Genomic DNA, 13,314 nt, shown 5'->3' with positions numbered 1-13,314 from the left:
CCATAAACAATGCCCCTAAAAGCAGCCCTGATACCGTCGCAAGCACTTTCAGGATTGCGCGCTCAACCCGCAGGCACTTCTCTGGCAGGATCAAAGCAAGCGACTCGCTCGCAGCCGCGACAGAAATGCACACAAGAGCAATGATGCGGCGGTCTTCGGGATAGGCCAGGACAAACAGAAATCCCAAAAGACCGAACGGGATGACGCTGTCGATGCTCGCCATTGCCATGAACGGATACTTCGTCCCGACCGGGACGACCGTGGTCAATACGATCAGACCGAGCACGGTCCAGGCAAGGGCGTGGGCGAGCAACGTAAGTTCCATACGAAATCATAACAACAAGCCGCGAGTTTTCAAGCGAGGCGGCGACCTGTCAGAGGCTGCTCAGCAGCAGGCTGGTCTCGCTGTTTGCCACGCCATCGATCATTCGGACCTCGCGCAGCACCCGGTCGAAATCCGAAAGGCTGGCGGCGCGGATATTGGCGACGAGATCCCAATTGCCGTTCGTGGTATGCAGCGAATAGATCTCGGGCAGGCCGCGCAGCTTGCGGATGACCTGGGTCGTCGACTTTCCCACCACCTCGATCATCATGACGGCATGAACCGTCTGCTCGTCATAGTCCTCCCGCACCCGCACGGTGAAACCAAGAAGCGTACCGGTCTCGATCAGGCGGTCCAATCTGTTCTGCACCGTGCCACGCGCAACACCCAGTGCATCCGACAGTTTGGAGAGCGAAGCGCGCCCGTCTGAACGCAGATGCGCGATGATGCGGCGGTCGAGATCGTCGGGAATATATTTGGCGAGCGTCATCGCATGATCCTGCTCTTGTCTTTTCGGTCAAAATTATCGGGCAATCTGTACAAACTCATACTAAAACTGGCACAGTTTTGCGATTTCAGTCAATCGATCCGCTTGATACCCTAAGAGAAACGGTCTCATCGAGGATACGAAAATGCCCGCGCCGCTCCCATCGGAAAGAGCCTTCATCCCCTTCGTCAGCGTCGAGAACATGATGCGGCTCGTCCACCATGTCGGCATCGAAACCATGCTCGTCGAACTCACCGACGCCATCGAAGCGGATTTTCGCCGCTGGGAACTCTTCGACAAGACGCCCCGTGTCGCATCCCATTCGCATGACGGCGTCATCGAACTGATGCCGACCTCGGATGGGGCGGTTTACAGCTTCAAGTATGTCAACGGCCATCCGAAGAACATGGCGCAAGGGCTGCAGACGGTGACCGCCCTCGGCCTGCTTGCCGAAGTTTCGACCGGCTACCCTGTACTGCTCACGGAAATGACGCTGCTGACGGCGCTGCGCACGGCGGCGACCTCGGCCATGGCCGCCAGACATCTGGCGCCGCAAAAGGCCCGTTGCCTCGCCCTGATCGGCAATGGCGCGCAGGCGGAATTCCAGGCACTGGCGATGAAAGCGGTTCTCGGCATCGAGGAGGTCCGCCTTTACGACATCGATCCGAGGGCAACGGAAAAGACCGTTCGCAATCTCGCCAGGACGCGTCTGCGCCTCGTGCCATGCACCTCGGCTCAAGCCGCCATCGAAGGCGCCGACATCATCACGACCTGCACGGCCGACAAGCAATATGCGACGATCCTCACAGACAACATGGTCGGCGCCGGCGTCCACATCAACGCCATCGGCGGCGACTGCCCCGGCAAGACGGAACTCCACCGCGACATCCTGCTGCGCTCCGACACCTTCGTCGAATATCCGCCGCAGACCCGCATCGAAGGCGAAATCCAGCAGATGGATCCGGACTACCCGGTCACCGAACTCTGGCAGGTCGTGAGCGGCCTGGCACAAGGCCGCAGCAGCGACAGGCAGATCACGCTGTTCGACAGCGTCGGCTTCGCGATCGAGGACTTCTCCGCCCTGCGCTACGTCCGCGAGAAACTGGCGGGCACGGATTACTTCCAGAAACTCGATATCATCGCCGACCCCGACGATCCGCGCGACCTTTTCGGCATGCTGCTGCGGGCGGCCTGAGGCAATCCCCCGTCTCCGATCATGCAGTCGGCACCAGTGATCGCCCGCGCTTGAAGCTGACGGCAGGGCTGGCGTGCGCCTTCGGTCCGATAGAGCCAAGCGTCGAGTGCGCGCGCAGGCTCTCGGATACCGCCGCTACCGCTCCTGCGGCATTGCGGGCGAAGCAGACTGGGCGCCTCGACACCCGAAATATGGGCCGAAATGCTTGCGACGCCGGATTTCTGGCAGGCGGCCGCAGCGAGCGTCATGTTGACGCCGCCCAAGATTAAGAGCTCGTCGCGCTCCCTTTGAATACTCCAAAATATTCGTAGCGAATATTCGCTTATGTCACTTAAAATACATTGAAATCAGCCGCTTTTCTCTCTGCACTTCGTGACGGATTTCATGCTATGAGTTCTCGCAAGCGTCGGGGAAACCGGGCAATTGCTGCAAATTGCAGTCACTGAAGAGAGGATGCATTCTGAACATCGTGCCCGAACCGGTGAGACAAACGAACGAAATGGCTGAACTTATCTCGGGCTTCGACTGGGCAGCCACCAGTCTTGGGCCAAGGTCGGAATGGCCCGCGTGCCTTACTGCTGCCGTCGATATCATGCTCCCTGCCCAAGCTCAGATCGTCATGTTCTGGGGCGAGGAGTTTATCGCACTTTATAACGATGCCTATGCGCCCACGATAGGGGACAAGCATCCGCGCGCGCTCGGAAGGCCTGCACAGGAAAACTGGGCCGAACTCTGGAGCGACCTCGAACCGCTTCTTCGCTCCGTCCTTCATGACGGCATGGCGATCGTCGCCAAGGATAGGCCCTTCTATATCGAGCGCTACGGCTATCCCGAAACGGTTTACTTCGATATTTCCTATTCGCCCGTCCGTGATGTGGACGGCAGGGTGCTGGGCGTCTTCTGCATCGTCAACGAAACGACGGAAAGGGTTCGAACGGAACAGGCGCTGCGTGAAAGCGAGGAGCTGTTTCGCGCCGTCATCTCGCAATCGACGACTGGGTTTGCCCAGTGCGAACTCGATGGCCGCTTCGTTCGGGTGAACGAGCGTTTCTGCGAAATTGTGGGCTACTCCGAGAGCGAGCTTCTCGGCATGCGGACCTATGACATCACCTATCCAGATGATCTGCATGAGAATAAGCGCCTGTTCGAAGCAATGACGGCGACAGGAGAGAGTTTCGAGATTGAAAAGCGCTATGTTCGCAAAGATGGCAGTCTTGTCTGGGTGGCAAACTCCGTCTCTGGCTTGAAAGACGGTTCAGGACGCATCCAGCGGGCCGCCGCGATCGTAACCGATATCAGTGAACGCAAGCGAGCACAGGAAGTAGAGCGGCAACTGGCGGCGATTGTCGCCTCATCGGACGACGCCATCCTCAGCATCGACCTCAACATGATCATCACAAGCTGGAATAGCGGCGCCGAAAGGCTTTACGGACAATCGGCCGAAGAGGCCATCGGCCAGTCCGTGATGATGCTCGTTCCGGAAGACCGCAGTGACGAAGAACCGGCAATCCTGGCCCGGATCCGTGCGGGCCAGAAGGTAGAGCCTTACGAGACCAAGCGGCGCAACAAGAACGGCGAGCTTGTCGACATCCTTCTCAGCGTCTCTCCAATCTATGACGTCTATGGCCGGATCGTGGGAGCGTCGAAGACGGCTCATGACATCAGTGCCAAGAAGGAAGCCGAGCGCCTGCAGACGGTGCTGGTCGGCGAGCTCAATCATCGCGTCAAGAACGTGCTTGCGACCGTCATGGCCATCGCACGCCAGACATTGGGAAGAGGTGACACGGACAAGGCTTCCGTCGAAACGTTCGAGGCAAGGCTCTCCTCGATGGGGCGCGCTCACGATCTGCTGATCCATGGCAAATGGGAGCAGGCCGAATTGACTGCAGTCATAGCCCAGGCATTGTCGCCCTATCCGAAAGACCGGTTCGAAATCTCCGGTCCTGCCATCAAGCTTGCCCCGCGAGCGGTTGTTTCCATATCGCTTGCGCTGCATGAACTTGCGACGAACGCGGCCAAATATGGCGCGCTTTCAGTGGCCGATGGACGCATTGCCATTACCTGGTCGCTGGAAAGCGGTGAGACCGAACGTCTCAGGTTGCGATGGCAGGAAACGGGAGGACCAATCGTGAAGCCCCCGACCCGCAGGGGTTTCGGTTCCCGCTTGATAGAAAGCCTACTGGCGGCGGAATTGAACGGCAAGGTGCAGATCAGTTATGAACCCACCGGCTTGATCTGCGAAGTGGATGCCGCAGCAGGCATCGGTTGGGATCAGGATCGCACGGCAGAATAAAGTAAACCCTTGCCGAGCCGACATCCGCTCGTTCAGCGCAATCCCTTCGGCCGCGTCGCAAGCACATTGCGGATCGAAAAGCTCGAATGAATCCGCAGCACTCCGGGCATGGTAGAGAGAATATCCTTGTGGATGCGTTCGAAGTCGCCGGGATTGGCGACCTCGACACGCAGCAGATAATCGGAACCGCCCGTCATCAGGAAGCATTCCCTGATCTCGGGGTGCTTGCGTACCGCCGCCTCGAAGCGATCGAGGTGATCCTCCGTCTGCCGCTCGAGCGTGATGTTGATGATGACGGCGATCGATGCTTCCGCCTGAGACGTGTCCACCAAAGCCGTATAGCCGCGGATCACGCCCGCCTGCTCCATCAGCTTGATGCGCCGCAGGCAGGCCGATGGCGACAGCCCCACCTCACTTGCCAGCTTCGCATTGCTAATGCGGGCATCGAGTCGAAGCAGACGAAGAATGTTGCGATCGATCGCATCGAGGGCGCCCATGTGGGTTCTTTCAAAAATTCGCAGATGGTTTCAATATCAAGGCAACTACACAATAATCAATCACAATTTGACAGGCAATTTCACGATTGTTTCAATAATCTGCGTTTGAAAGACGAGGGCGGATATGGACGGCATTGTGGATTCGCTGGCGCTAAAATTGGCGGCCGATGGCGGAGCGTGTGGTTATCTGACAATCGATCTGGCCGCATTGTGCCGGAACTACGACAGGCTGTCCTCCATCGTTGTGCCGGCGCAGACGGCGGCCGTCGTCAAGGCCGATGCGTACGGGCTTGGCGCCAGCCAAGTGTCGAGGGCGCTCTACCGGCGTGGCTGCCGGCATTTCTTCGTTGCGCATTTCATCGAAGCACTGCGGCTGCGTCCGCAATTGCCCGGTGACGCCAAAATCTTCGTGCTGAATGGCCTGTTGCCAGACAACGAGGCAGCTTGCGCCGATGGCGGCATCGTGCCCGTGATCAATTCGCTCGATCAGCTGCGGCAATGGTCCAGGACCGCGCGTTCGCTGCAGCGCAGGCTCCCCGCGGTTCTGCAGTTCGACACCGGCATGTCGCGGCTCGGCATACCGCCGGAAGACAGAAGTTTCGTCGAGGCTCACCTGCAGGCTTCCGACGACATCGACATCCTGTTCGTCATGAGCCATCTCGCCTCCTCAGACGAGATCGACAGCCGGCAAAATGCCGACCAGCTCGCCGAAATGCGCCGCATTGCGGCGGAATTCCCGAGCTACGGCATCTCTTTCGCGAATTCAGGCGGCATCTTCCTCGGCGGCGATTTTCACGGCGTGCTGGCACGGCCGGGCATCGCCCTTTATGGCGGCGCCCCGACGAGCGGCGCTGCCAATCCGATGGAGACCGTCGTCAGGCTCGATGTCGCCGTCGTGCAGACAAGAACCGTTCCGGAGGGGGCGCGTGTCGGCTATGGCGGCGTGCATGTGACCAAGGGCCGGACCCGGCTTGCGACGATTGCCGCCGGCTATGCCGACGGCCTTCCACGCAGCCTTAGCAATCGCGGCGCGGTTTATCACAAAGGCATGCGCCTGCCGATCGTCGGCCGCGTGTCGATGGACAGCATCACGATCGATATCAGCGCCCTGCCCGAAGGTACGCTGTCTTTCGGAAGCATGGTGGAGGTCCTCGGCGATCATCAGACCCTGGAGGATCTTGCGCGGGATGCCGGCTTGATTTCCTATGAGATCCTGACCAGTCTCGGCCACCGCTACAACAGGCAATACCGCTGACCTTCCCAACGCTCATTTCTCCGAGGAAATCATGAAAGTCGTCGTTCTGGGTGCCGGCATCGTCGGCGTCACATCTGCCTATCAGCTTGCCAAGGCAGGCCACGAGGTGACTGTCATCGACCGGCAGAAGGGGCCGGCGCTGGAGACGAGCTTTGCCAATGCCGGCGAAGTCTCCTTTGGCTATTGCTCGCCCTGGGCGGCACCGGGCATTCCGGCAAAGGCGCTGAAGTGGCTGTTCATGAAACATGCTCCGCTCATCCTGCGGCCGAAGATCGACGGCGCCATGCTCTCCTGGCTCGTCAAGATGCTGTCGAACTGCACCTCGGAACGCTACGCGATCAACAAGAGCCGGATGCTGCGCCTTGCCGATTACAGCCGCGTCTCGCTGGCACAGCTTCGCGAGGAGACCGGCATTGCCTATGACGAGCGCATGCAGGGCACGCTGCAGCTCTTCCGCACGCAAGCGCAGCTCGACGCATCGGCAAAGGACGTCAAGGCTCTGGCAGCCGACGGCATCCCTTATGAAGTGCTCGATCCCGATGGCTGCATCCGGGTCGAACCGGCACTCGGGCACGTTCGCGAAAAGATCGTCGGCGGCCTGCTGACGCCGAAGGATGAGACCGGCGACTGCTTCAAATTCACCAACGCGCTCGCCGTAAAGGCAAGAGAGCTGGGCATCCAGTTCCAGTACGGCGCGACGATCAAGGGGCTCGACGTTGAGGGCGGTCAGGCGCACGCCGTCATGACCGACCGCGGGCGCGTTGGCGCGGATGCGATCGTCGTCGCGCTCGGCAGCTATTCGCCGCTCTTGCTGAAGCCGCTCGGCATCGGCCTTTCCGTCTATCCGGTCAAGGGCTATTCGCTGACGATCCCGATCATCGATGCCGCGCGCGCGCCGGAATCGACCGTCATGGACGAGACCTACAAGATCGCGATCACCCGCCTTGGCGATCGCATCCGCGTCGGTGGCATGGCGGAAATCTCCGGCTACACCAACGATCTCGGCCCTGCACGGCGGCAGACGCTCGAGCATTCCGTCACCGATCTCTTCCCCGGCGGCGATGTCGCCAAGGCCTCCTTCTGGTCCGGCCTGCGGCCGATGACGCCGGATGGAACGCCGGTGATCGGACCGACGAAGATCAAGGGGCTGTTCCTCAATACGGGTCACGGCACCCTTGGATGGACGATGAGCTCCGGCTCGGCACGGGTCATCAGCGATCTCGTCAGCGGCCGCAAGCCGGATATCGACGCAACCGATCTCGCCATCAGCCGCTACGCCTGATGAGGCGACCTCATCCAAAGCCGTTTCCGGCAAGAGGCGGCCATCACGGACCGACAGTCAGGCCTTTTCCGAAACAAATACCGGCGGGCCATGAGCCCGCCGGTGTCGGTTAGAGCATGATGCCGAAAAGTGTGATCGGTTTTCGGACGACACCATGCTCTGCTTCTTTGATTCTAGAGCGGATTCAGATTTTAGGTCGATTCGACCAAAAATCATCCGGCTCTAGTGCTTTGGAATGCGCGGCAAGAAGATCGTGAAGAGACCGAGCAGCGGCAGATAAGAGCAGATCGTGTAGACGAAGGAGATGCCATGCGTATCGGCAAAATCTCCGAGAGCCGCAGCGCCAAGGCCGCCCGCTCCGAAGGCGAAACCGAAGAAGACGCCGCCGATCAGTCCCACGCGGCCGGGGATCAGCTCCTGCGCGAAGACGACGATCGCCGGAAAGGCCGACGCGAAAATCAGCCCGATCACGACCGTCAGCACGCATGTCCAGAAGAGATTGGCATAGGGCATCAGCAGCGCGAAGGGGATGACGCCGAGGATCGAAAACCAGATCACGAAGCGCGCGCCGAAGCGATCCCCCACAGGGCCGCCCATGATCGTTCCAACGGCGACCGAACCTAGGAACAGAAACAGCATAAGCTGCGCGTCACGGACGTCGAGATGGAATTTGTCGATGACATAGAAGGTGAAATAGCTCGATATGCTCGCCATGTAGACGTTCTTTGTCGCCGTGAGCAGGATGAGAATGGCCAGCGCCCACATGGCCTTGCTGCGCGCGATCGGCAGGGTGCGGCTGGCCGCGGGACGTGCCGCCTGCTGGCGACGATGATTGACGAACCAGTTGCCGACCCAGCTGAGAACGATGAAGCCGATCACGGCCAGCACCGAAAGCCAGGCAACGCTCTTCTGGCCGTGCTGCAGCACGAAGAACGCCGCAATCAGCGGCCCGATTGCCGAACCGGCATTGCCGCCGAGTTGGAACAGCGATTGCGCAAGGCCGTGACGTCCGCCCGAAGCCAGACGTGCGACGCGCGATGCTTCCGGATGAAAGACGGCCGAGCCGAAACCGATCAAGCTGGCAGCGAGCAGCAGCATACCGAAACTGCCGGCATAACCGAGCAGAAGGAGGCCGAGGAATGTGCTGACCATGCCGACCGGCAGCGAATAGGGCATCGGCCATTTGTCGGTGACGATGCCGACCACCGGCTGCAGCAGCGAGGCGGTGATCTGGAACATCATCGTCAGCAACCCGATCTGCACGAAATCGAGTGCATAATTCTCTCTGAACATCGGATAGAGCGACGTCAGCAGCGATTGCATGATGTCGTTCAGCAAGTGGCAGGTACTGACCGCCACGACGATCGAAATCGTGGTCTTCTCAAATCGGGTCTGCGCACCCGAAAACGCCGCAACCATTGGGATTCCTTCCAGCGCCGGCTACTTTTGCCGACAATATTGTTTGATCAGCCTTTTACACGGCTTGCGAGTGACCTTCTTTCGTGTTTTGGTCCACTAGTTTCTCGATTGGGCCAAAATGGAAAAGCTCTCCAAACAGTTGCTGGCAACCCTCGACGATGACCATGTGCAAAACATGCGCTGGATGGAAGAATCGCCTGCCGATGTGCTTGTCCACAGTGCCGAGCCGCCGCAGGGCTACACCGTCCCGTGGCATCACCACCGGCGCACGCAATTGCTCTGTATCTTCTCGGGCGTCGCGCTGATCATGACGGCGCGCGGCCGCTGGATGGTGCCGCCGGGTCATGCTCTCTTCATTCCCGTCGGGCTGGAGCATTCGATCGAGATCCTGAGCGATGTCAGCATGAAATCCGTTTATGTGACCCCGCGCGGTCAACCGCCGAAAGATGAAGGCCCACGGGTCGTCGAGGTAACGGATCTCGCCCGCAGCCTGCTCCTGGAGGCCATTCGGCTGCGGGAAGCCCCGGTCAGTCATCGAAAGGCCAAGCTGGTCCTGTCTCTGCTCGTCGAGGAGATTGCGACGCTGCCGGAGCGGCCGCTCGGCCTCCCCTTCCCGTCCGACCGGAAGCTCACAGCGCTCTGCCGCGAATATCTCGCCAACCCTTCGCCAAACGCGAGGCTGGACGATTGGGCCGAAAGGCTTGCCATGAGCCGGCGGACGTTCACGCGGCAGTTCCGCAAGGAGACCGGCATCAGCTTCACGACCTGGCGCCAGCAGGCCAGCGTCTTTGCCTCTCTGCCGCAGCTTGCCGGCGGCGAGCCGGTCACCAATGTCGCGCTTGAAGCAGGCTACGAGAGCGTAGCGGCGTTTACCACCATGTTCCGGCGCATGCTCGGCACCTCGCCGCGCAGCTATATGGCCAGCCGCTGGAGCTTCGAACGGCAATCGTCCTGAAGAACGCTTCCTCTTGAAATGATCCGGCGCTTCCGGCAAACAGCGCTGAAGAGCGAGGGCAAGCACATGCGGCATATTCACATTGTCGGTATCGGCACGGGAAATCCCGAACATCTGACCGTGCAGGCGATCAATGCGTTGAATGCTACCGATGTCATCCTGATCCCCAGCAAGGGGGCTGCCAAGAGCGAGCTTGCCGACGTCAGGCGGGAAATCTGCCAGCGCTATGTTACCAACCAGGCCACGCGCTTTGTGGATTATGACGTGCCCTTGCGCCGGACAGCCGAGCGCAGCTACGTGCAGAGCGTCGATGACTGGCACGAGGCGATTTCCGCGACCTATGAACGGCTGTTTCTGGAGCATTTGGCGGAAGGCCAAAGTGCTGCCTTCCTCGTCTGGGGCGACCCTGGCCTGTACGACAGCACCTTGCGCGTCATCGAGCGCGTCGCCGCTCGCGGCAATGTTGCGCTTGCCTACAGCATCATTCCCGGCATCACCAGCATTCAGGCGCTGACGGCAAGCCACCGCATCCCTCTCAATCTCGTCGGCAAGCCCGTGCAGATCACCACCGGCCGGCGGCTGGCCGAAAGCTTTCCCGGCATTGCGGAAACGGCTGTCGTCATGCTCGATGGCGAACAGGCCTTCAGCGGGATCGACGATCCGGATGCCTATATCTATTGGGGCGCCTATCTCGGCACTAAGGACGAGATCACCATCGCCGGCAGGCTGGGTGAGGTTTGCGAACGGATTCTTGCGACGCGGGCAGAGGCGCGGGCCAAGCACGGATGGATCATGGACATCTATCTCATGCGCAAGGGGCATGATTTCGACGACCGCAACTAAGGGTGCGACTGAAGGCCGGGCGCCAAATCGTTTGCCCGCCGACCCGGATTGTGCAAGGAAATGTCCTTTATGATGGGCAGTCTCATGGTTGCGGCCGATACACAGACGATAAATGGACAAACGCGCTTCCCGCAAGACGAGGCCGCCCGCTACGGCATTGAAAAGCCGCTGCCCGCCATGGTTCGCGGCGCCTGTCCTTCCTTGAGCGCGCCGATGCAGACGGGCGACGGTCTGCTCGTGCGCCTGCGACCATCGACACCGGGCTTGAGCGTCCGGCAATTGCGCGCACTGGCCGAAGCCGCCGAAAAGCACGGCAACGGCCTGATCGAAATTACCGCACGCGGCAATTTTCAGCTGCGCGGCATGAGGCCGCATAGCATGGCCGGACTGGCAGCCGACATTGATCGCGCCGGCATCGTGCCGGAACGCGGCGTCGCAATCGAAGTCCCGCCTTTCAGCGGCCTCGATCCTTCGGAAACCGCTGACGCGCGAGCACTTGCCGGGCGCCTTCGCAGCGCGATCGGATCACTCGATCCCAAGCCGCTCCTGGCTGCCAAGCTTGCCATTATCGTCGATGGCGGCGGCCAGCTCGTTCTTGACGACCTCTCGGCCGATATCCGGCTGAAAGCCGTCATTTCCAGCAATGACCAGTTATGGAAGCTCTCGATCGCCGGAACGCATGCGACGGCCATACCGCTTGCCGTCTTGCCCGGCGAGCAGGCGATATCCGGTGTCATCACATTGCTCGACGCCTTGGCTGCTATCGGACCGCGCGCCCGCGGACGCGACCTGGACGCTGCCTCTCTGAAAGCACAGTTTCCCGCTCTGCCGGATCTCGTACATAGTGAGACGGCCTTACCGGCCTCTGCTATCGGCATCGTTGCACTGGGGAAGGAACATTCCGCCCTCGGACTGCGCCCTGCCTTCGGTCGGATCCACGCTCGCGATCTCCTGCGCTTTCTTGACTTGGCAGAGACAGCAGGCGCGCGTGAGATACGGACGGGACCGGAGCACAGCCTGTTGGTACTTGGACTTCCAGGCGATCTAGCCAAAGATCTTCTCGCCGCGGCGGCTGACTGCGGCTTTCAAACGCGTGCCGACGATCCGGCCAACGATATCATCCCCTGCTCCGGCACCGGCGCATGCGCATCCGCCCACTATGCCACGAGAAAGGCCGCCGCCGATCTCATCGATGTCGGCGCCGACCTGCTTGACGGTTCGCTCAAGGTCCATCTATCCGGCTGCATGAAGGGGTGCGCCCACCCGTCTCCCGCAATGCTGACTGTCGTCGGTGCTGCAACAGGCTATGCTATTGTCGTAAATGGGTCATCATCATCAGAGCCAGTGGCTTACATCCACAAGGAAGGCCTGAAATCGGCGCTGGCGACGCTCGGGAAACTGGTACGGAACAACAAAGCTGCTGGCGAATCGGCCCGGCAGTGTCTTAAACGGCTCGGCCGGGACGCAATCGCGACGGCTTTACGACAGGGATAGAAATGCCTGACTATGACTATATCCGCGAGGGAGATGCGATCTACGAACGCTCCTTCGCGATCATCCGCAACGAAGCCGATCTGAAGCGCTTTCCCGAAGCCGAGGCCGATGTGGCAGTCCGCATGATCCATGCCTGTGGGCTGGTGGAAGCGGCAGAGCATTTCCTGTTCTCTCCCGATTTCGTCGCATCGGCTCGCAAGGCGCTGTCCGAGGGCGCCCCGATCTTCTGCGATGCCGAAATGGTCGCCCGTGGCGTCACCCGCGCCCGCCTCCCGGCGGAAAACGAGGTGATCTGCACCTTGCAGGACCCACGCACGGCAGACATCGCCAAGACCATCGGCAACACGCGCTCGGCCGCCGCCATGCATCTTTGGACCGACCGCCTTGCCGGTTCCGTCGTTGCCATCGGCAATGCACCGACCGCCCTCTTTCACCTTCTCGAAATGCTGCGTGACGGCGCCCCGAAGCCTGCCGCCATCATCGGCATGCCTGTCGGCTTTGTCGGCGCAGCAGAATCGAAGGATGCGCTTGCCGAGAATTCCTACGGCGTTCCCTTTGCCATCGTGCGCGGGCGTCTCGGCGGCAGTGCGATGACGGCAGCGGCCCTCAACGCTCTTGCGAGGCCGGGCCTATGAGCGCGCCTTCGAACGGAAGCCTGATTGGGATCGGCACCGGCCCCGGCGATCCCGAACTGCTGACGGTCAAGGCCGTCAAGGCCCTGGAGCGAGCCGATGTCGTCGCCTACTTCGCCAAGCAGGGCAAAGGCGGCAACGGACGCGCCATCGTCGGCCACCTGCTGAAAGCGGACGTCGCGCTCCTGCCGCTCTACTATCCGGTCACGACCGAGATCGACAAGGACGCGCCGGAATATCTCGGTCAGATCACCGCCTTTTATGACGTCTCGGCTGAGATGGTGGCGGCACATCTGCGAGAAGGAAAGACGGTTGCCGTGCTTAGCGAGGGCGATCCGCTGTTTTATGGTTCCTACATGCACCTGCATGTGCGCCTTGCCGATCGCTTCCCGACCGAAGTCATCCCAGGCGTAACGGCCATGTCCGGCTGCTGGTCTCTGGCCGGATTGCCGATGGTACAGGGAGACGACGTGCTCTCCGTGCTGCCGGGAACGATGGCGGAAGCCGAGCTTACCCGCCGCCTCGGCGATACGCAGGCAGCCGTGATCATGAAGGTCGGCCGCAACCTGCCGAAAATCCGCCGCGCGCTCGATGCGGCCGGCCGGCTGAACGAGGCCATCTATGTCGAGCGCGGCACGAT

General features: G+C 60.7%; 13 protein-coding genes. 9 read left to right on the top strand and 4 right to left on the bottom strand.

Annotation, left to right across the window (positions count from 1 at the left end):
* Both Q4Q11_RS27785 and Q4Q11_RS27780 read right to left on the bottom strand, forming a co-directional pair.
* Positions 1–325 (bottom strand): hypothetical protein (locus Q4Q11_RS27785; protein ID WP_498571484.1); only part of this gene is annotated, 325 nt, incomplete at its 3' end.
* A gap of 49 nt (positions 326–374) precedes the next feature.
* Positions 375–812 (bottom strand): Lrp/AsnC family transcriptional regulator, encoded by a 438-nt coding sequence (locus Q4Q11_RS27780; protein ID WP_112512844.1) that lies wholly within the window; start codon positions 810–812, stop codon positions 375–377.
* Positions 813–954: 142 nt separating this feature from the next.
* Between Q4Q11_RS27780 and ocd the strand changes: the two genes are divergently transcribed.
* Together ocd and Q4Q11_RS27770 are read left to right on the top strand one after the other, a co-directional pair.
* Positions 955–2,004, top strand: a complete 1,050-nt coding sequence (ocd, locus tag Q4Q11_RS27775) for an ornithine cyclodeaminase (RefSeq protein ID WP_498571483.1) — start codon at positions 955–957, stop codon at positions 2,002–2,004.
* Positions 2,005–2,503: 499 nt separating this feature from the next.
* Positions 2,504–4,297, top strand: a complete 1,794-nt coding sequence (locus Q4Q11_RS27770; RefSeq protein ID WP_498571482.1) for a PAS domain S-box protein — start codon at positions 2,504–2,506, stop codon at positions 4,295–4,297.
* A 32-nt stretch (positions 4,298–4,329) separates the two neighbouring features.
* Here Q4Q11_RS27770 and Q4Q11_RS27765 read toward each other — a convergent pair whose 3' ends face one another.
* Entirely contained in the window at positions 4,330–4,794 is a 465-nt protein-coding gene (locus Q4Q11_RS27765; protein WP_498571481.1) for an Lrp/AsnC family transcriptional regulator, read from the bottom strand.
* Between the two features lie 124 nt (positions 4,795–4,918).
* Here Q4Q11_RS27765 and alr point away from each other — a divergent pair, with 124 nt between their 5' ends.
* Together alr and Q4Q11_RS27755 are read left to right on the top strand one after the other, a co-directional pair.
* Positions 4,919–6,049: an alanine racemase gene (gene alr, locus Q4Q11_RS27760; RefSeq protein ID WP_498571480.1), complete on the top strand. Its 1,131-nt coding sequence runs from the start codon at positions 4,919–4,921 to the stop codon at positions 6,047–6,049.
* A 31-nt stretch (positions 6,050–6,080) separates the two neighbouring features.
* Positions 6,081–7,331, top strand: coding sequence for a D-amino acid dehydrogenase (locus Q4Q11_RS27755; RefSeq protein WP_498571479.1), 1,251 nt, complete (start codon positions 6,081–6,083; stop codon positions 7,329–7,331).
* A gap of 222 nt (positions 7,332–7,553) precedes the next feature.
* On the opposite strand, the gene Q4Q11_RS27750 is transcribed toward Q4Q11_RS27755, so the two are convergent.
* Positions 7,554–8,750, bottom strand: a complete 1,197-nt coding sequence (locus Q4Q11_RS27750; protein WP_112512850.1) for an MFS transporter — start codon at positions 8,748–8,750, stop codon at positions 7,554–7,556.
* 118 nt (positions 8,751–8,868) lie between these two features.
* Here Q4Q11_RS27750 and Q4Q11_RS27745 point away from each other — a divergent pair, with 118 nt between their 5' ends.
* The 5 genes from Q4Q11_RS27745 to Q4Q11_RS27725 all read left to right on the top strand — a co-directional run.
* Positions 8,869–9,705, top strand: a complete 837-nt coding sequence (locus Q4Q11_RS27745; protein WP_112512851.1) for an AraC family transcriptional regulator — start codon at positions 8,869–8,871, stop codon at positions 9,703–9,705.
* Positions 9,706–9,771: 66 nt separating this feature from the next.
* Complete coding sequence (gene cobF, locus Q4Q11_RS27740) at positions 9,772–10,548, top strand: precorrin-6A synthase (deacetylating) (RefSeq protein ID WP_112512902.1); 777 nt, start codon at positions 9,772–9,774, stop codon at positions 10,546–10,548.
* 69 nt (positions 10,549–10,617) lie between these two features.
* Positions 10,618–12,042, top strand: coding sequence for a precorrin-3B synthase (gene cobG, locus Q4Q11_RS27735; protein WP_498571478.1), 1,425 nt, complete (start codon positions 10,618–10,620; stop codon positions 12,040–12,042).
* Positions 12,043–12,044: 2 nt separating this feature from the next.
* A complete protein-coding gene (locus Q4Q11_RS27730; protein ID WP_112512853.1) occupies positions 12,045–12,677 on the top strand; it encodes a precorrin-8X methylmutase in 633 nt (210 codons plus the stop codon).
* The coding region (locus tag Q4Q11_RS27725; RefSeq protein ID WP_498571477.1) for a precorrin-2 C(20)-methyltransferase at positions 12,674–13,314 on the top strand (641 nt) is incomplete at its 3' end. The genes Q4Q11_RS27730 and Q4Q11_RS27725, both read left to right, overlap by 4 nt.

This window comes from Rhizobium sp. UFLA01-1127 (assembly GCF_059803845.1).
This window is presented reverse-complemented; position numbering and strand designations above follow the sequence as displayed.

What these genes read in the sequence shown, in the direction of transcription:
- Q4Q11_RS27780 (WP_112512844.1), bottom strand. Translation starts at nt 812, where the DNA reads ATGACGCTCGCCAAATATATTCCCGACGATCTCGACCGCCGCATCATC.
- Q4Q11_RS27765 (WP_498571481.1), bottom strand. Translation starts at nt 4,794, where the DNA reads ATGGGCGCCCTCGATGCGATCGATCGCAACATTCTTCGTCTGCTTCGA.
- cobF (WP_112512902.1), top strand. Translation starts at nt 9,772, where the DNA reads ATGCGGCATATTCACATTGTCGGTATCGGCACGGGAAATCCCGAACAT.
- cobG (WP_498571478.1), top strand. Translation starts at nt 10,618, where the DNA reads ATGATGGGCAGTCTCATGGTTGCGGCCGATACACAGACGATAAATGGA.
- ocd (WP_498571483.1), top strand. Translation starts at nt 955, where the DNA reads ATGCCCGCGCCGCTCCCATCGGAAAGAGCCTTCATCCCCTTCGTCAGC.
- Q4Q11_RS27730 (WP_112512853.1), top strand. Translation starts at nt 12,045, where the DNA reads ATGCCTGACTATGACTATATCCGCGAGGGAGATGCGATCTACGAACGC.
- alr (WP_498571480.1), top strand. Translation starts at nt 4,919, where the DNA reads ATGGACGGCATTGTGGATTCGCTGGCGCTAAAATTGGCGGCCGATGGC.
- Q4Q11_RS27745 (WP_112512851.1), top strand. Translation starts at nt 8,869, where the DNA reads ATGGAAAAGCTCTCCAAACAGTTGCTGGCAACCCTCGACGATGACCAT.
- Q4Q11_RS27755 (WP_498571479.1), top strand. Translation starts at nt 6,081, where the DNA reads ATGAAAGTCGTCGTTCTGGGTGCCGGCATCGTCGGCGTCACATCTGCC.
- Q4Q11_RS27770 (WP_498571482.1), top strand. Translation starts at nt 2,504, where the DNA reads ATGGCTGAACTTATCTCGGGCTTCGACTGGGCAGCCACCAGTCTTGGG.
- Q4Q11_RS27750 (WP_112512850.1), bottom strand. Translation starts at nt 8,750, where the DNA reads ATGGTTGCGGCGTTTTCGGGTGCGCAGACCCGATTTGAGAAGACCACG.